Annotated in this window: 12 protein-coding genes; 6 read left to right on the plus strand and 6 right to left on the minus strand. The window is 36.8% G+C overall.

Going from position 1 to position 17,863, the window contains the following annotated elements:
* Positions 1 to 248 precede the first annotated feature (248 nt).
* Positions 249 to 950: a CoA transferase subunit A gene (locus tag V6R96_RS19640; protein WP_336379982.1), complete on the minus strand. Its 702-nt coding sequence runs from the start codon at positions 948 to 950 to the stop codon at positions 249 to 251.
* Positions 951 to 1,320: 370 nt separating this feature from the next.
* Between V6R96_RS19640 and V6R96_RS19645 the strand changes: the two genes are divergently transcribed.
* Positions 1,321 to 2,844, plus strand: a complete 1,524-nt coding sequence (locus tag V6R96_RS19645; protein WP_336379983.1) for a membrane-binding protein — start codon at positions 1,321 to 1,323, stop codon at positions 2,842 to 2,844.
* Positions 2,845 to 3,189: 345 nt separating this feature from the next.
* Positions 3,190 to 3,876, plus strand: a complete 687-nt coding sequence (locus V6R96_RS19650; protein ID WP_111960407.1) for a DUF3667 domain-containing protein — start codon at positions 3,190 to 3,192, stop codon at positions 3,874 to 3,876.
* Between the two features lie 108 nt (positions 3,877 to 3,984).
* Here V6R96_RS19650 and V6R96_RS19655 read toward each other — a convergent pair whose 3' ends face one another.
* Complete coding sequence (locus V6R96_RS19655; protein WP_336379984.1) at positions 3,985 to 6,723, minus strand: fibronectin type III domain-containing protein; 2,739 nt, start codon at positions 6,721 to 6,723, stop codon at positions 3,985 to 3,987.
* A gap of 292 nt (positions 6,724 to 7,015) precedes the next feature.
* Between V6R96_RS19655 and rplS the strand changes: the two genes are divergently transcribed.
* Positions 7,016 to 7,372 (plus strand): 50S ribosomal protein L19, encoded by a 357-nt coding sequence (gene rplS, locus V6R96_RS19660; protein ID WP_034704964.1) that lies wholly within the window; start codon positions 7,016 to 7,018, stop codon positions 7,370 to 7,372.
* Between the two features lie 401 nt (positions 7,373 to 7,773).
* Here rplS and V6R96_RS19665 read toward each other — a convergent pair whose 3' ends face one another.
* From V6R96_RS19665 to rpsA, 3 genes are all read right to left on the minus strand, one after another.
* The gene (locus V6R96_RS19665; RefSeq protein ID WP_336379985.1) at positions 7,774 to 8,769 is read right to left on the minus strand and encodes an alpha/beta hydrolase; all 996 of its coding nucleotides are present in this window, start codon (positions 8,767 to 8,769) and stop codon (positions 7,774 to 7,776) included.
* 80 nt (positions 8,770 to 8,849) lie between these two features.
* Entirely contained in the window at positions 8,850 to 9,830 is a 981-nt protein-coding gene (locus V6R96_RS19670) for a DMT family transporter (protein ID WP_111960401.1), read from the minus strand.
* Between the two features lie 263 nt (positions 9,831 to 10,093).
* Entirely contained in the window at positions 10,094 to 11,890 is a 1,797-nt protein-coding gene (gene rpsA, locus V6R96_RS19675; RefSeq protein WP_111960397.1) for a 30S ribosomal protein S1, read from the minus strand.
* Between the two features lie 278 nt (positions 11,891 to 12,168).
* Here rpsA and V6R96_RS19680 point away from each other — a divergent pair, with 278 nt between their 5' ends.
* Both V6R96_RS19680 and V6R96_RS19685 read left to right on the plus strand, forming a co-directional pair.
* Complete coding sequence (locus V6R96_RS19680; protein ID WP_336379986.1) at positions 12,169 to 13,434, plus strand: hypothetical protein; 1,266 nt, start codon at positions 12,169 to 12,171, stop codon at positions 13,432 to 13,434.
* 233 nt (positions 13,435 to 13,667) lie between these two features.
* A complete protein-coding gene (locus V6R96_RS19685; RefSeq protein ID WP_336379987.1) occupies positions 13,668 to 14,975 on the plus strand; it encodes a DEAD/DEAH box helicase in 1,308 nt (435 codons plus the stop codon).
* A gap of 235 nt (positions 14,976 to 15,210) precedes the next feature.
* Here V6R96_RS19685 and V6R96_RS19690 read toward each other — a convergent pair whose 3' ends face one another.
* Positions 15,211 to 16,104 carry an SMP-30/gluconolactonase/LRE family protein gene (locus V6R96_RS19690; RefSeq protein WP_336379988.1) on the minus strand — a complete coding sequence of 298 codons (894 nt, stop codon included), beginning with the start codon at positions 16,102 to 16,104 and terminating at the stop codon, positions 15,211 to 15,213.
* A gap of 268 nt (positions 16,105 to 16,372) precedes the next feature.
* Between V6R96_RS19690 and ccoG the strand changes: the two genes are divergently transcribed.
* Positions 16,373 to 17,815: a cytochrome c oxidase accessory protein CcoG gene (gene ccoG / locus V6R96_RS19695; RefSeq protein ID WP_336379989.1), complete on the plus strand. Its 1,443-nt coding sequence runs from the start codon at positions 16,373 to 16,375 to the stop codon at positions 17,813 to 17,815.
* Positions 17,816 to 17,863 lie beyond the last annotated feature (48 nt).

The following is a 17,863-nucleotide window of genomic DNA, read 5'->3' on the forward strand; positions in this document are numbered from 1 at the left end:
AATTTAATGTCTAATCAATCTAAAAAGGCAGCATAAAGAAGTATATAAATTTTGTCTCAAAAATAGTTGCAAGTTCATTGACTCATTCATATAAAACAAAGCGCTGAAAATATTTTCAGCGCTTTGTTTTATATAATATTTAATCACAAAAGTTTTTTAACACTTAAGTTTTTTAGAAAACTCTTAGGCTTTCATCTTATGAACTTCTGATTTAATTTAACTTTTATGACTTTTGTGGTTTAGAATATTTATTCTTTTGTTCGAACTGTTCTCTGCTCTATTCTCTTTTCAAACTTTTCACCCTGGAAAATTCTCTGGATCATGATCCCCGGAATATGGATCTCGTTGGGATCTAATGTTCCCGGTTCTACCAGCTCTTCTACTTCTGCGATAGTAATTTTTGCTGCACCTGCCATAGGATGGTTGAAATTCCTTGCTGAACCTTTAAAGATCAGGTTTCCTACATGATCTCCTTTCCAAGCTTTTACAATGGAATAATCTGCTTTGTATGCGTGTTCCAGGATGTGAGGCTTGCCATCGAAATCTTTTACTTCTTTACCTTCCGCGATCTCCGTTCCGTAGCCTGCCGGTGTATAAAAAGCAGGAATTCCGGCCTGGGCCGCTCTGCATTTTTCTGCCAAAGTTCCCTGAGGCGTAAGCTCAACCTCCAGTTCTCCTGAAAGCATCTGTCTTTCGAACTCTGCATTTTCTCCTACATAAGAAGAAATCATTTTTGTGATCTGTCTTTTGTGCAGCAGCAATCCTAATCCGAAATCATCCACACCGGCATTGTTTGAAATACAGGTCAAGTCCTTTACATCACTCTCTACCAAAGCATTTATGGAGTTTTCAGGGATTCCGCAAAGACCAAATCCGCCCAACATCAGGGTCATCCCATCTTCAATTCCGCTGATGGCTTCTTTCGCATTTTTTACTCTTTTATCTATCATGAAATACTAGATTTTCTGTCCGTTAAATTTAATAAATTTTATCATATATCCTAAAGACGAAATCTATTCTGTTTTTAAGAGAAGATTGCGAAGCAGATGAAAGAAAATTTCTGTGATTTCACGGAGGTTTTATGCTTTAAATTTTCTTTATTTCTCAGCAAATTGATTTATATTTGACACGGTAAAACCGACAATAGAAGATATCATTCATTGTCATCAATTGATATTATGAAATAAATTCGTTAAATACATTATATGGATTTTTCTGCAGCAGACTTCTCTATTCTGTATTTCAGATTATTAAGAGTACTTCAACTCTTAAGATCTATTTCAATAACAAAAAACATCATTTTAAAACTTTAATAAAAACATGAAAAAATTATTTACGTCAGCTATTCTTGCTTTGTTTCTCAGCATCAGTACAGCTGCACAGGAGAAAATCTATTTTGACGAAAACTGGGAAAAAACAACTCAGGATAAAATGGAATTTTACCGGGAAACAGAGAATAAAGGAAAGCTTATTTTAATTAAAGATTTTTATAAAAACGGAAAGCTTCAGATGGAAGGCCTTGCTTCGGATGCCACACCGGGCAGCGAGGTTTATGAGGGCAAAGTGACCTGGTATACCCCAGAAGGCAAAGTATTAAATACAGGAACATATTCAGGGGGAAAACAGACAGGACCGTCCCAGACATTTGATGAGAAAGGAAGACCTTTGGACGATCTGGTTTATAAGGAAGACGGTACGTTTAAAGGAAAAGTTTATACTTATAAAGATCCGGAGAATGCACTTTTCTATAACAGCATTACGACTTATGAAAGTTCTGACCGTTTTAAAACCGTTGTTTATGATGAAGATATCAAAGGAATCCGGTATGAGATAACTGCTGACAGTGACGGAAAATACGAAACTAAGTATTACGGTGACAAGGGAAAGCAAATCGGAACAAATAATACCGGCAGCTCTGATGATAATGTAATGGTAGAATACTACTATAATCCAATGAGGGTATCCAAAATTGAGAAATATAAAAGCGATGGAACTGTAAAAGAAGGCATTATATATTCCAAAAACGGAAAGATCCTGCAGGAAGAGAAAAAAAATAAAAAAGACGGCTATAAAACTACTTATGATGAAAATGGTAAGAAAATAGGAAATCTAACCTTTGCTTACGATAAAGAATCTGATTACTACAAGCCTCAGGATGGTGAGGATTATCAGTTTAATTATGAACTTACCGGGTTTTCTGCCATTGATGTTTATAAAAACGGTTCGATTATTCTTACTACATCTTTTGATGAGAATGGAAAATTATCCTCTGAAAAAATCCTAAAGGATGATATGGTGCAGGAGATCAAATATTATCATCCGGACGGAAGGCTGAAGGGCACTTTAACCTATAAAGATGATATGCCGTACAGCGGTACTTTGTATGAAGAACTTAATGAGCAGCAGTATAAAGATGGTGTTCTGGTTCTTTCGAAGTCTTTCAGGGAAGATGAAAAGATAAAATATGAGAAAAAACTGAATGCAAAGCAGAACGGATATGATGCTACGGTTTATGATGATAAAGGCGGCTTAATGTATACTTATACACAATCTTTGGAAGAAGCTGAAGGTTTCACTGCCCAGATTGTACAGTATGTAAAGGGAAAAGCAGGCAACAAAGCTGTTGTAAAAGACGGGGTGCTTCAGAGTGGAAAAATTAAATATAAAACGGAAGCCGGATTAAAGGAAATGGAGCGCAGCGGAAAGTGGATCCTGTTAAAGGTTTATAATCCCGAAGGAAAGCTCGTCCAGGATTCAAAAATCCTTGCAGAGGTTGAGGATCAGGATATTTATAACGTTTTGAGTACAACCATTCAGGAAGATGATCTTCTGTATGATTTTTAAAATATTTTCTAATTTTAATAAAAAATCGGCTATTAGTAATGGCCGATTTTTTTTGCGAAAAATTTAAACTCTTGTCTCTGTATTTTTTTGACGCAAAGGAAGATTAATTATGCCGGAGGTTTAAGGGTGGCAAAGATGGAATCAACTCAGTTGAATTGACAAAGTAAGTGTATGTGTAGATAAAAAATTTGCGGAATCTGTGGAATCTGCGGAATTTTTTTAATGCCAAGAATGATGATTGTAGATTAGAAAGTATTTGAATGCTAAAAGGGCTAAAAACTAAACTAGAGTGTAAAGTATATATAAAATTATTTATCTTTTTTTGCATTTAAAACTTTAACTGCTATGAATGAAGAATTTTGCTCAAACTGTAAACAAAATTTAAGGCCGAAAAGAATAGACGGACATTACATCCTCCATGAAATTGAACACGTTTTGCATTTTGACAGAGGTATTTTGTATACCATACGGGAACTGTTAATAAGACCCGGAGAAAACATCAGGAATTTTATCAGTGAAAACAGAAGCCGGCTTGTTAAACCGGTGATATTTATTATTGTTACATCGTTAATTTACACCCTCATCAATCATTTTTTCCATATCGAAGAAAGCTATATAAAAATTGATGGTGCAGGAGATTCGAAGCTCAATGCCATTAATAATTGGGTTCAAAGTCATTATGGATATTCCAATATCATCATGGGTGCATTTATTGCTTTTTGGTTAAAAATATTTTTCAGAAAATATGATTACAATTTTTTTGAAATATTAATCCTGCTATGTTTCATTCTTGGGATGGAAATGCTGATGTTTTCTGTTTTTGCCATTGTTGAAGGACTTACGAAATATCATCTCATGCAGATTGCTGCAGTGATCGTGTTTGTCTATTTTTCATGGTCTGTAGGACAGTTTTTCGATAAGGGCAAGGTGGCCAGTTATTTTAAAGCACTTGTTTCCTATGTATTGGGAATGATTACGTTCGGTATTTCGATCATGATTTTAGGAGCTTTAATGAACTTAATCTCCCATTAAAAAGTAAAAGATATGATCATTGTTATTTGTATTTTACTGTTCCTGTTTGTATTAAATAGAAAAAGCAGGAAATAATTTTCCTGCTTTTCCCAATATATTGATAGAATATTACTGTATAACCAGTTTTAAAGTAAATAATTTTCTGGTATGCACTTTCACGAAGTATACCCCTTTCGGAAGATTTTCATTCACCAGAGAGAAACGTTGGTTGTTGATGTTTTTGGATTCATACAACAGCTGTCCTGCTGCAGATAACAGCTCAATTTTCTCTATAGGATAATCACTCTTGATGAATGTAGGTTCGCCCGGTTTCGTTGGGTTCGGATATATCACTACATTTTTCTCCGTGCTTTTCACCTCGTCGGTTCCCAGTGTTCCGGAGGTTACCTGGAATTGTTTTCTGTTGGAAACCTCTGTATAAGAGTCATTCGTAAACATCACCATATAGTAATTCCCGGGTGTTGTAGGAAGCGCTGTTCCCTGAATGGTTTTTGTTCCCTGGGTAACTCCATCGAAATAAGTATAAGAAACAAAATTATCATCCGGAGTCTGAACACTCTGAGGATAAATTCCCAGCCAGTCTTTGATAATTCCCGGAGAATCTGTCCAAGAAGCGGTAATATTTTCACCTAATGTATATACCGGTTTATTAATCCATAACTCTGTAACAATATCCCCTACTTTAAAGAATACCTTATCTCCGATTCCTGTATACCCGTCTTCAAGCAGATACTGAGCGTAATAATATCCTTTCGGAAGACCTGTAAAATTCAATGTTCCTGAAGGTGTTGACACATAGCTCCATTTGATAGACGGATTCGTTCCCGGTGTCTGTCCCATCTTATAAATCCCGATCCAGTCTTTTACCAGATTCGGTCCGTTGCTGTAATTGATGACCACCGTTCCTCCTACAGGATAAGTATCTGCAGTTGTCTGAAGCTGTACTTTCGGTCCTACGTAAAAGCTTTTTCTGCCTGTGATTTCAGTATATCCTCCATTGGCAAAGAAGCCTGCAAAATACTGACCTTTATTGGCAATTCCATTAGGGAAAACAGTGGTTCCTGCCGTCTGTCCGTTCGTATAAAGGAAACTCTGAGAAGTAGTTGTTGCCGGAGTTTGTCCTTTTTTATAAATTCCCACCCAGTCCTGCTGGTTTCCAGGTCCTCCGGTATAAGTGGCCGTGATAGGTTCACTTTGCGTATATTCGGTTTTGTCTAATGTAAAGGTAGGATTGGAAACCACACTTCCGGATACCTCAAACTGCTTCACATCACTCCAGTCGCTCCATTCCAGGTTTCTGTCCCTGTAACGGACTTTTACATAATACATTCCGTTGGAAATAGAGTTGGCAGGAATGGTTGCTTTTGTAATATCAACCCCGGCATTTAAGTTTTTTGTTCTGTCCGGTGTTCCGTTTCCGTCTTTTCCGAACCAGTTTTCATAATCACGGTAAAATTCTTTTTCAATCACTGAAAAATTAGATGCCTTACTGATTAGAAACTGTGTGGTATTCAGTAATTCTCCGTTAGATGACGCAAAAGCACTTCCATCCAAAGTCAAAGGCAGCGTTACCGGTGCAGAAAAAGTATTGGTAACAGACGGTTTTGAAGGTTTCGGCTGATTTTTATACCTGTGGAAAGTATCCACAATCTCATTGTATTTTCTATTATAAACTCCTCCTATGGAGTAACATTCAATATCTACTTTTCCGGTCTGTACATCTACTTCCACGATCTGGTACGTCCAGTCGGTCAGTGTTTTCTGTACATCGTCAAAATCCTGCTCATTGGACATTCCCCAATACTGATCCCATGCCGTTCCTCCGGAAATGATCTGGTAATTAGGGGTATCCTTCAATTGGCCTCTGTGATATAAATGATGATGGGCTCCAACGTGCATTAAATATTTATTGGAAGTCGTCAACAATGGTACTGCATTATTTCTTACCCATGTAGAAATATCTCCTACATACTGTTCAGCCTGATAAGGTCTGTGACTTAAAGAAATGATCCAGTCCACCGTAGGATCACCGTTTGCTTCATTCAGGATCTGGGAAAGCCATGTCTGTTGTGCGGTACCTGTATGTTCCGAACTTAAACTTATAAACAGAACGTTTCCGGCTTGCTGGGCATAATAATTTTCGTTTCCTGATGAAATATTTTTGTATTTAATTTCATCAATATAAAAATGCGCGTAATAAGAATTCATCCCAAGCGTTCCGTACGTCTCATGGTTTCCTACCGTGGTCTGAATAGGAAGATACGGCGATAATTTGATGTTCTTTTTAAAATGGACATTCTCATAATGGTCCAATGTTCCCACATCTACCTGGTCTCCTACCATAAAGGTAAGCGCAATATTATCAGAAGGATCGGAATTGGCTCCGAATTTCTGCTTTAATCTCTTGAAGGCGTTAAGGGTAAGGCTATCATATCTTGGTTCCGCTTTAATCTGATTGTCTCCCATAATCAGGAAACGAATTTTACCGTCTGCAGTGGCAGCTTGTCCGGGAAGAGGAAGCGTTCTGAAGTTATAAACTGCAGATTCGGTGGTCCCGGTCTTTATTTTATAATAGTATTTGGTGTTGGGCTGCAGTCCGGCAATCTTTGCAGTGTGGTAATAATAGTTGTTATTATACCCTGTATCGGAAAAAATGTTGGTTGTTCCGGTAACCGTCACATTCAGACTGGCAGGAGATGTTCCGTAGATCACGGTTGTTTCGTTATTGGAGGCTGTTTTCCAGTTGACGATCATCGAATTCGGCGTCGGGTTCTGGAGATAAGGAAACAGCGTCTGTCCGAATGCCATCTGGACGGCAAAACAGAAAAAGAAGAAATAGTGTTTCATAGATAGTTTATTTTGGTATAGATTTATTTCAATTTGTAAATCAGGCCATTAAAAAGTAATGATCTGATTCTTTTAATTTCGGGCAAAAGTAGACTTCCTATATAAACTGTAGCTGTTGGGAACTTAAAGGAACCGTTAACTTTATGGCAAATCCGCAATGAAAAAATTATAGTTTTTAGTACATTAATTATTTGGTGGAATCAAAAAGTATTTTGTATCTTTGCGACCTGTTATTCAACCTCTGACGAAGAACGTGTAAGTTGCTTAGCTTTAACATTTTATTTTATTAATAATGGATTTATTAAAGTACGTACAAGACCAGTACATTACTAAAAAAGATTTCCCTGAATTCAAAGCAGGAGACACAATTACTGTGTATTACGAAATTAAAGAAGGACAAAAGACAAGAACTCAGTTCTTCAAAGGTACCGTTATCCAATTGAGAGGTACTGGCGCTACAAAAACATTCACAATCAGAAAAATGAGTGGTGATGTAGGTGTAGAAAGAGTATTCCCTATCAATATGCCTGCACTTCAGAAAATTGAAGTTGACAGAAGAGGTAGAGTTAGAAGATCTAGAATTTATTACTTCAGAGACCTTAGAGGTAAAAAAGCTAGAATCAAGGATGCTGCTTACAAGAAAAAGTAATTCAGACAACAATACATACAAAAAGAGACTATCTAATCCAGATAGTCTCTTTTTATTTTGCTATAATCGCGGAACTTTGAAAGCCTTTTTATAATTTTAATTATAAAAAAATTATTGTTCAATTAGTTCTTTTGTCTTGAAACAAAATGAACCAAAAGTTCAAGACTGGAATCTTTCGCTAAAAATTAAAACTCATTCCTAAAATTCCCAAACTCGCGCGGGTTTTAACATTGTTGTTCAGGTTCAATATTTCGTCCGCACTCAGACCAGTGGGAATTTTTTAACGGATTAAGTTGTAATTTTTTTAACGCTACAGCTTCCTATGTCAATTATAAGTTACCTAATAATCAATAAAGCACAACTTAATATTAATCGCTTCTGCCTTATCCTTTACCTCAACCTCACTTAATAAACTCATACAAAGCACTAATAAATTTTGGGTACACTTCTATATGAGGAAGGTGGCCTACATTTTCGAGCTCAATTAATTTTGATCCGGAAATTTCCTGTTGTGTCTTTTTGCCTAGTTCCTGGTACTGTCCCATTTTAGGTTGAAGGTCTTTAGGAGCTCTGTCCTTTCCTATTGCCGTTCTGTCTCTCGTTCCGATAATAAGCAGTGTAGGTGTTTTGATATTTTTAAACTCATAGCAGACAGGCTGATTGTAGATCATATCGGAAGTCAGCGCAGCATCCCATGCGACTTGCGGATAATCTTTGTGAAGGGTCCAGCCGGCAATAAGATCAAGCCATGGCTGATATTCATCTTTCCATTTATTATCATAATAAAATTTTAGCTGGTAAGCTTTGTAGGTTTCAGCCGTATTTTTAAGCTCGGACTGATAGGCCTGATCTATGGTTTGGTAAGCAGCAAAAGTTTTATAATCTTCCAGCCCTATAGGGTTTTCCAGGATCAGCTTCTGAACTTTTTCAGGATAAAGCAGTGTGAATCTTACTGCAACCATTCCTCCCATGGAATGTCCCAGCACTATGGTTTTATCAATTCCCAGCTTATCTAATATAGCTTTGGTATTTTCGGCCAGCTGTGAAAAAGAAAACTGGTAGCTTTGAGGCTTAGATGATTTTCCGAATCCAATCTGGTCCGGAATAATGACCCTGAATCCTTTATCAGAAAGATCTTTTGCTGTCTTTTCCCAATAAGCTCCGTTAAAATTCTTTCCATGGAGAAGCATGATTGTTTTCCCATTAGGTTTCTGTGGCTGTACGTCCATGTAAGCCATTTTAAGATTATTATTCTGGGACTTTAGATCTATAAAATGAACCTCGTAAGGATATTGATACTCCGACAGCATCGCATCCAAGGGTTTTATCTGCGAAAATAGGAAAGTTGGCACTGCAGACAGCATGATAAATGCCATTACCTTTCTGAAATATTTCATAAGAAACTTTATTTGAAGTTTTAAAATTAAAAAAACCGCTTCAAAAGAAACGGTTTTTAATATTATTTATGATTATTTTTTTAAGCTACTTCTACTCCTTTCAGTTCTTTTTTTGCAGGAAGATTCATCAGTACAATCGCAAAAAGGATAAGGACAATCCCCACCCACTGTATCAGTAATACTTTTTCACCCAGTAAAACAAAAGCCATGGTCACTGAAACCGGCAGCTCAAGTGATGAAACAATGCTTCCTAAGCCAAGTCCGGCATTCGGGAAACCAATGTTGAATAAAATAGGCGGAATAATAGTTCCAAATAAAGCAAGTACAAATCCATACGTCCAGAATATTGAATAATTGAACGAGTGAATATGTTCTGTATTTTCCGTGAAATTGAGATATAATGATCTTAACCCACCGAAATACATAGGTCCTATCTGGGCAAAAAACAGGAATGCAATGACTACTACCGCCCCTCCACAAAGCATAATAATACTTTTTCTGAATACAGGAAGATGTGTAGCCAGCGTATTGGATGTAAACATAGTCATTGTATAGGAAGCTGCTGCCATTAATCCCCAGAAGATTCCATGCCAATCGAGCTCAATATCCATATTAATCAGATTTGTAGCCAATATAGTACCGACCAGAACAATAATCACAGAAACTACTTTTCTGGCATTGGGTAATTTCTTTGCTATTATACTTTCCACAACAACACTGAACCAAACCGACTGCATGAGCAATACAATCGCTATGGAAACATTAATATACTGAACTGCAATATAATAGAATAAACTTGTACACCCCAAAGATGTTCCTGCAATCATCAGCATCTTCAGTTCTTTGGAATTCGGTGATGAAAGCTTCTGTTTTGATGTAATAGTTTGTATAAAATTCAGGATTAAAAGTCCAATCAGTCCCAGCAAGAACTGGGAAGTAGTGACTTCTGACGTGGTATAGCCATCATGATAAGCCATTTTCACAAATGTAGCCAGCATTCCGTATATACTAGCCCCAATTCCTACGAACAAAACTCCCTTAAGTATATTTTTCTTCTTCATAATTTTTTTAACAGCCTGCAAAGTTACAATATAATAATTGAAATATCGGAGGCATCAATATGATAGATAAATAAAATCGCCGCAAGCAGAGCTTGCGGCGATCCTTATAGTTAATGAATGTAAATATTTATTTCTTAACAATTACTTTGGAAGCTGCTTCGAAACCAAGGCCTTTATAACTTTCACCATATAGGTTCCGTTGACCAGGTTAAACAAAAAAGCCGCTCAAATGAGCGGCTTCATATGATCAATGGAGTTAAAGATTATTTACCTTCTTCCATTTTTCTTTTCAATTCTGCTAATGCATCGATATCTCCAAGAGTTGATCTTTCTTCATTGTTTGAAGAAGATGTATTATTAGATCTATTGTTAGAAGACTCTCTTACGTTTTTCTTCTCTTCATCTCTAAAGATACCAGTATGAGATACTACTACTCTTTTGAACTCTTTGTTGAATTCGATTACTTTGAACTGAGCATCTTCACCTTTCTTGATTTTAGATCCATCTTCTTTCTCTAATAATCTTGATGGGCAGAAAGCTTCTACTTCTACGTCTTCAAACTGTACAGAAGCTCCTTTATCGTGAACTTCTACAGCTTTACCAGCGTGGATAGTACCTTCAGCATATTTAGTTTCGAATTTATCCCAAGGGTTTTCTTGAAGTTGTTTGTGACCTAGAGATAATCTTCTAGCTTGGATATCAAGTTCTAGAACTACTACATCTAATTTATCACCAACTGCACAGAATTCAGATGGGTGCTTGATTTTCTTAGTCCAAGAAAGATCAGAGATGTAGATCAATCCGTCGATACCTTCTTCTAACTCTACGAATACACCAAAGTTAGTGAAGTTTCTTACAGTTCCTACATGCTGAGATCCTACCGGATACTTAGCTTCGATATTTTCCCATGGATCTTTAGATAACTGCTTGATACCAAGAGAAATTTTTCTTTCTTCTCTGTCTAATGTTAATACTTCAGCTTCTACTTCATCACCTACCTTCACGAAGTCTCCTGCAGATCTTAAGTGAGTAGACCAAGACATTTCAGAAACGTGGATTAATCCTTCTACCCCTGGAGCGATCTCTACGAATGCACCATAGTCAGCAAGAACTACTACTTTTCCTTTTACTCTGTCACCAACTTTCATATCAGCAGAAAGAGCATCCCAAGGATGAGCTTCTAATTGCTTCATACCTAACTGGATTCTTGTTTTCTCGTCATCGAAATCAAGGATAACAACTTTTACAGTCTGTCCGTCCTCAAGGATTTCAGATGGGTGGTTCACTCTAGACCAAGAAAGGTCTGTAATGTGGATCAATCCATCAACACCTCCTAAGTCGATGAATACACCGTAAGAAGTAATATTCTTAACAGTACCTTCAAGAACCTGACCTTTTTCAAGCTGAGCGATGATTTCTTTTTTCTGACCTTCGATATCTGCTTCGATCAATGCTTTGTGAGATACAACTACGTTTTTGAACTCAGGATTGATTTTCACAACTTTGAATTCCATAGTTTTACCTACGAACTGATCGTAATCTTTAATTGGCTTAACATCAATCTGAGAACCTGGTAAGAATGCTTCGATTCCGTGTACGTCAACGATCATACCTCCTTTAGTTCTAGACTTAACAAAACCGTTAACGATTTCTCCAGTTTCATGAAGTTCGTTTACTCTATCCCAAGCTTTAAGCGTTCTTGCTTTTCTGTGAGATAACTGTAATTGTCCAGTTTTGTCTTCTCTTCTGTCTACCATTACTTCAACATCATCACCTACTTTAAGGCCTGGGTTGTAACGGAATTCATTAAGAGAAATAACACCTTCAGATTTGAAGTCGATGTCAACGATAGCTTCTTTATCAGTTAATCTTACAACTTTACCAGTGATAACGTCGTTATCATTTAAACTGCTAAGAGATCCGTTGTAGATTTCTTCTAAATCGCTCTTTTCTTTTCTTGCGTCTGCATCAAGACCTGATTCGAAAGAATCCCAATCAAATTGTTCCGGTGCTACGTTTTGGTTTAATAAAACCTCTGCTGAATTTGTCTCTTTTGACATTTTCTAATAAAATTTGTATTCCTTCTTTTTTAATGGTCTGAATAAATGTGGATCTAAAAAATACGGAAGTAATTAATTTTTAATAATTTACCTTTCAAACCTTTCACACAAAAAGTGGGTGCAAAGATATGAAATTTATTTTATACTAACAACGGATTTTGCTCCCTTTCTTATTAGAAATCAAGTAGAATCATATGCTTAATGTAACACATTCATTTCCTGAAGTGTTTTAATAGGGAACCCTATATACATCTAAGTCATTAACAAAGAAAAAAGTCATGCAAAAAATATTTCTTCTGGTTTTCAGCTTACTTTTATATAATATTAATACGGTAAAAGCATGTACTATTTTTTCCTGCTCAAGAGGAGGAGAAACATTTGCAGCCGCTAATGAAGATGATGTCACTCCTTTTACTAGGATCTGGTATAATCCTGCTACCAAGGACCGCTATGGGTCCGTCAGCTTTGGAGCTCCGGATATGCAGGCAGCTGCAGCGATGAACGAATATGGCCTGTTCTATGATTTTGCAGCTGCTAACTATGATCTGAGTAAATTAAACCTGAAAAATCCTTATAAAGGCGATCTGATGTGGGAGATATTAGGGAAATGTAAAACGGTAAAAGAGGCCATGGTCATCCTGAAGAAATATGATTATGCAATATCCGCTAAAGCTTTATTAGCCGATAAAGAAGGAAATTCTATCGTGATCACTCCCGGAGGCATCATAGAAAAGAATAGTGATTTTCAGGTGAATTCAAACTGTAATATGATTAATGGAAAGCTGTCATGCAGAAGACCTGACATCGCCAACGAAATGCTTTCCGGTTCTAAGGAAAACAATATTGATTTCCTGAAGAATATTTTGGATAAAACCCATCAGGAAGGAGAATTGAACACTTTGTATTCTACCATCTGCGATCTTAAAAAAGGACTTATCTATGTCTATCTTTTTCATGATTACAATACTGTCTATAAAATTGATTTAAAATCTGAACTGAAAAAAGGTTACCACATAGAAAATCTTGCCGATCATTTTCCTATTTCATTCGCCTACGAAAACTTTTCTAAGAATCATCCTTTATATCTCAAAGAATCTATTTTCCAGGAAATGCAGGATAAAGGTATAGAAATCACTATCGACCGGTATATTGCAGAAAGCGAGAAAGCAGATCCGAAAAATAAAAACCTGGATCCTGCTCTACTGGAAGTGGCCCTACAGCTGATTAAATATTCCTGGAACGAGCACAATAATGGCGCCATGTGGGATTATTGGTTCAGCAAACCTAATGGATATGATATCAAACCATACAAAGACACCAGGCTCACTTCCGCAGGAAAACTTTTAAAATATCTGTCAGACAAAGAAGAAAAAGATCTCAAACTCCGTAATTTCATGTACGAAATGTCAGGTTTTATTAATTTTATTCAAGGAAATAAAAGTATGGCAAAAGAGTTTTATGAGAAAGCCATAGCTAATTCTGATGAAGCTTATCCTGTGACTTTATTAAGGGGGAAAGAGATGCTGGGCAGGTTGCCTAGGTAGAGTCAAGAACCAAGAACCAAGAACCAAGAGCCAAGATACTAGACATGAGATTTCAGACTAAGGTTGAGATAAAGGTTTAGACTGAGATTAAGAATATTATTTGATTCCCTGTAATCCAAACCCCTCAACTCTAAAACTTGAATTCCGCACCTCGTAACTCAAAAACGATCCCCTCTAAAACCCTCAAACTTCCCAACTCAAAACTTGCCCTCTAAATTCATTATCTTTGCAAAATGGAATTAGACTCAATTTATCAAAAGCTGCAGATTCAGGATATGAATCAGATGCAGAAATCTACCTATAAAACTACGGAAAACAATACGGATGTTGTTTTGCTCTCTCCCACAGGCTCAGGAAAAACACTTGCTTTTTTATTTCCGGTCCTTAGAAATCTTAAAAAAGATATTTCAGGAATTCAGGCATTGATTTTAGTTCCGGCAAGAGAACTGGCATTGCAGATTGAACAGGTTTTCAAATCGATGGGAACAGATTTTAAGGTTTCGGTTTGTTATGGCGGCCACGATAAAAAAATTGAAGTCAATAATTTAATTGAAGCTCCCGCAGTTCTCATCGGAACTCCGGGAAGGATTACTTATCACTTAAGGAACAATAATTTTGACCCTAAAACAATCAAGACTTTGGTTCTGGATGAGTTTGATAAAGCTTTGGAATTAGGCTTTCATGAAGATATGGAATATATTTCCAGTTCACTTAAGGGCCTTTCACAAAGAATTCTAACCTCAGCAACGGCAATGGATGAAATTCCAACGTTTACAGGGTTAAAAAATGAAAAGGTCATTGATTTTCTAAAATTAAGCGAAGTAAAACCGGATATCCAGTTGCGAAAAGTAATGACTATTTCTGAAGAAAAACTGGATACCCTTTTTAATTTAATATGCAAGATCGGAAACAAAAGAACACTGATTTTCTGCAATCACCGTGAAGCTGTAGACCGTATTTCTGAACTTTTAAGGGAAAAAGGAATTGACAGAGAAACGTTCCATGGCGGTATGGAGCAGGATGAAAGAGAACGTGCCCTTTTGAAATTCAGGAATGATTCAGCAAGAATTTTAATCACTACAGACCTGGCCTCCCGTGGTCTTGATGTTCCTGAAGTGGAATCTATTGTTCATTACCAGCTTCCTCCGAAAGAAGATGCTTTCATCCACCGAAACGGCCGTACGGCAAGAATGAATGCCAAAGGTTTTGCTTACCTGATCATGACTGAAGATGAAAATTTCCCGTTCATTAAAAGCAATACACCGGAAGAGAGTGTAACCGGTTTTAATAAAGTTCCGGAAAAAACTCCTTTCCAGACCATTTATATCAGTGCCGGAAAAAAAGATAAAGTGAATAAAGTGGATATTGTAGGATACCTTATTAAAAAAGGTGAACTGCAGAAAGAAGATATCGGCATTATTGAAGTGAAAGACACAACTTCTTATGTAGCAGTTGCAAGAAATAAAACAGTTGCTGTTTTAAAGAAATTAAGTAACGAAAAGCTGAAGGGCAAGAAAGTGAAAATGGAGGTTGCTTATTAATTTGAACCATTAAGTCAGTATTAAGCTTTTAAGAATATTAAGAGAAGCCCGTTGTGGGCTTCTCTTATTTTTTTACGCTGTCATTTTGAACCGAATGTGAAGCAATCTCAAAAAAGATTACAAAAATTTAAGAATTATTATTGTATTGAATCTTTCTTTAAAAGCTCCTATTAATCACACAGATTTAATACATATGATTAGAGATTGCTTCGTCGCTACGCTTCTCGCAATGACATTATTTCACTCCCTTTACTTTAGTTGGAAGCTTGTAGACAGATTTTGAGGCCGTAATGAAGAGGACATCATTGTTCTCTCCTCCAAAAGTTACATTAGACGTCCAGTCTTCCTCGATAGGAATATGATAAAGCTTTTTCCCGTGACGGCTGAAAATATGGACCCCTTTTCCTGTTAAATAAAGGTTTCCGTGTTTATCCAGCGTCATACCGTCTGAGCCCATTTCACAAAAGAGCTTTTTTTCAGATAGTTTTCCTTCGCCCAGAATATCATAAACGTAGGTTTTCCCCGCATCAATATCTGAAACATAAAGCTTATTAAACATTTCACTTCCTACAATTCCGTTGGGCTGCACAAAAGTATCAAGCTTAACTGTTTTTCCTTCTTTGGATCTGTAATAAAGGCTCTTATGAGGAATTTCCTGTTTAAAATCGACCCAGTAATCTCTTTCATATAAAGGATCTGTAAAATACATTCCTCCGGCTGAATCATTCCAGATATCATTAGGTCCATTCAGCCTTCTCCCCTGAAAACCTTTCAGGAGCACCTCTACTTTTTTATCTTTTGAAATTTTCCAGATTTCACCCTGATCATCGGAACAGGTGATGAGGTTTCCGTCTTTATCGAAGTGAGTGCCGTTTGCTCTCCCTGTTTTTCCTAAAAACTCTATGATCTTATTTGTTTTCCAGTCCCAGTAATAGATTTTGTCGTTGGGCTGGTCAGTGAAATAAACATTCCCATGTTGATCCGAAGACGGTCCTTCTGTAAAACTGAACTGATCCGAAATCTTCTCCGGCTGCACACCTTCATAAAACATTTTGTTATAATTTACTGATTGACAGTTTACCAATGCGAAAACCAAACCAATTACACTTATGTAACCTATCTTTTTCATTCTTCATTTATTTAAAGACTGCAAGTTACAATATCAGTCATAACATCCCAATACATTTACTCATTTTGATATAATAAAATTTGAAATAAAAATGTCTCAATTGTCCTATTTTTGAAGCAGATGGTATTAGTTAAAAAATAGTTTTATCCGGACCTTTGCTATGGTAGGATCAACACTATTTTTATCCTCTTAAAAACTGACTGAAAAACAGTTTGATCCAGCCTCAAAATATCACCTTAATACTTTTTAACTTAACAAAAGTACCGCAATGAGTGCAGAATCAAGCAGCGACAAATTTGTAGAATTTGAAAATGAGACGTTTAGAAATTCGGTAGGAACCATGGATGAAACGGGGAAAAGAAAATGGGTATTTCCCCGGAAGCCAAAAGGAAAGTATACCAATTACAGAAATTATGCAAGTTATCTCATGCTGGCTATATTTTTCGGACTGCCATTTGTAAAAATCAACGGCAATCCTTTTCTCCTGATCAATGTGATCGACAGGAAGTTTTTTATCCTTGGACAACCTTTTTATCTGCAGGATTTCTTTATTCTTGCATTGGGAGCGGTAACCTCTGTGATCTTCGTAATGCTTTTTACGGTCGTTTTCGGACGAATATTCTGTGGATGGCTATGCCCGCAGACACTTTTCATGGAAATGGTATTCCGAAAGATTGAATATCTGATAGAAGGTGACAGAAATAAGCAGATGAAACTGGACAGACAGGAATGGAATGCTGAAAAGATCAGAAAAAGAATACTGAAATGGTCCGTTTTTGCACTGATCTCTCTGGTCATTGCTCATTTCATGTTCATGTACATTGTAGGATACGAACAAGTATTCCGGATCATGCAGGAAGGGCCTGAGGCTCATTCCGTAAAATTCCTTGTGATGATATTTTTCACGATGACATTTTACTTTGTTTTCGCCTGGCTCCGTGAGCAGGTTTGTACTTTGGTATGCCCATACGGAAGGCTTCAGGGCGTATTAATCGATAAGCAGACCATTAATGTGTACTATGATTTCAAAAGAGGTGAAAACCGTTCGAAATGGAGAAACAATGAAGACCGTAAAGCCACAGGAAAAGGAGACTGCATCGACTGCCATCAGTGTGTTGTGGTATGTCCTACAGGTATCGACATCAGAAACGGCCAGCAACTGGAATGTGTAAACTGTACAGCCTGCATCGATGCCTGTGATGAGGTAATGGATAAGGTAGGACTTCCAAAAGGACTGATCCGCTATGCTACGGAAGCAGAAATTGAAAACCGGGAAACATTCAGGTTTACATCAAGAATGAAGGCAACCACGATATTTCTGGCCCTGCTGATCGGATTTCTGGGATTCTTAATGTATGACCGAGGATCTATGGAGGCTAAATTCATCAAGCCGGCTGGTTCCACATTCTTTATTAAAGACGGCAAGATCACGAATACTTTTATTTATACCCTTTTAAATAAATCCAATGAGAAGAAGACTCTTACGATTAAAGTAATGACTCCTGCTCATGCAGAGATCACTTATTTCGGTTCTGAAAAGATCATTCTGAAAGGTGACGAAATCCTGAAAGGAAATATCAATATTACCTTTCCCGAAGAAGATATTAAGTTTTCCAAACAGAATATGGTGATCGGTGTTTTTGATGAAAAAGGAGAAATGCTGGATTCTTTTGAGACGACGTTTGAAGGACCGTTTAAACTTTTGTTGTAAAGGAGAGACAAGAACCAAGAATAAAGAATAAAGATAATATTTCAGACT

This window comes from Chryseobacterium sp. CCNWLW53, assembly GCF_037083525.1.
Lineage (GTDB): Bacteria > Bacteroidota > Bacteroidia > Flavobacteriales > Weeksellaceae > Chryseobacterium > Chryseobacterium lathyri.

What these genes read in the sequence shown, in the direction of transcription:
- V6R96_RS19645 (WP_336379983.1), top strand. Translation starts at nt 1,321, where the DNA reads ATGAAAAAATTATTTACGTCAGCTATTCTTGCTTTGTTTCTCAGCATC.
- V6R96_RS19640 (WP_336379982.1), bottom strand. Translation starts at nt 950, where the DNA reads ATGATAGATAAAAGAGTAAAAAATGCGAAAGAAGCCATCAGCGGAATT.
- V6R96_RS19680 (WP_336379986.1), top strand. Translation starts at nt 12,169, where the DNA reads ATGCAAAAAATATTTCTTCTGGTTTTCAGCTTACTTTTATATAATATT.
- V6R96_RS19690 (WP_336379988.1), bottom strand. Translation starts at nt 16,104, where the DNA reads ATGAAAAAGATAGGTTACATAAGTGTAATTGGTTTGGTTTTCGCATTG.
- rplS (WP_034704964.1), top strand. Translation starts at nt 7,016, where the DNA reads ATGGATTTATTAAAGTACGTACAAGACCAGTACATTACTAAAAAAGAT.
- rpsA (WP_111960397.1), bottom strand. Translation starts at nt 11,890, where the DNA reads ATGTCAAAAGAGACAAATTCAGCAGAGGTTTTATTAAACCAAAACGTA.
- V6R96_RS19665 (WP_336379985.1), bottom strand. Translation starts at nt 8,769, where the DNA reads ATGAAATATTTCAGAAAGGTAATGGCATTTATCATGCTGTCTGCAGTG.
- V6R96_RS19655 (WP_336379984.1), bottom strand. Translation starts at nt 6,723, where the DNA reads ATGAAACACTATTTCTTCTTTTTCTGTTTTGCCGTCCAGATGGCATTC.
- ccoG (WP_336379989.1), top strand. Translation starts at nt 16,373, where the DNA reads ATGAGTGCAGAATCAAGCAGCGACAAATTTGTAGAATTTGAAAATGAG.
- V6R96_RS19650 (WP_111960407.1), top strand. Translation starts at nt 3,190, where the DNA reads ATGAATGAAGAATTTTGCTCAAACTGTAAACAAAATTTAAGGCCGAAA.
- V6R96_RS19685 (WP_336379987.1), top strand. Translation starts at nt 13,668, where the DNA reads ATGGAATTAGACTCAATTTATCAAAAGCTGCAGATTCAGGATATGAAT.
- V6R96_RS19670 (WP_111960401.1), bottom strand. Translation starts at nt 9,830, where the DNA reads ATGAAGAAGAAAAATATACTTAAGGGAGTTTTGTTCGTAGGAATTGGG.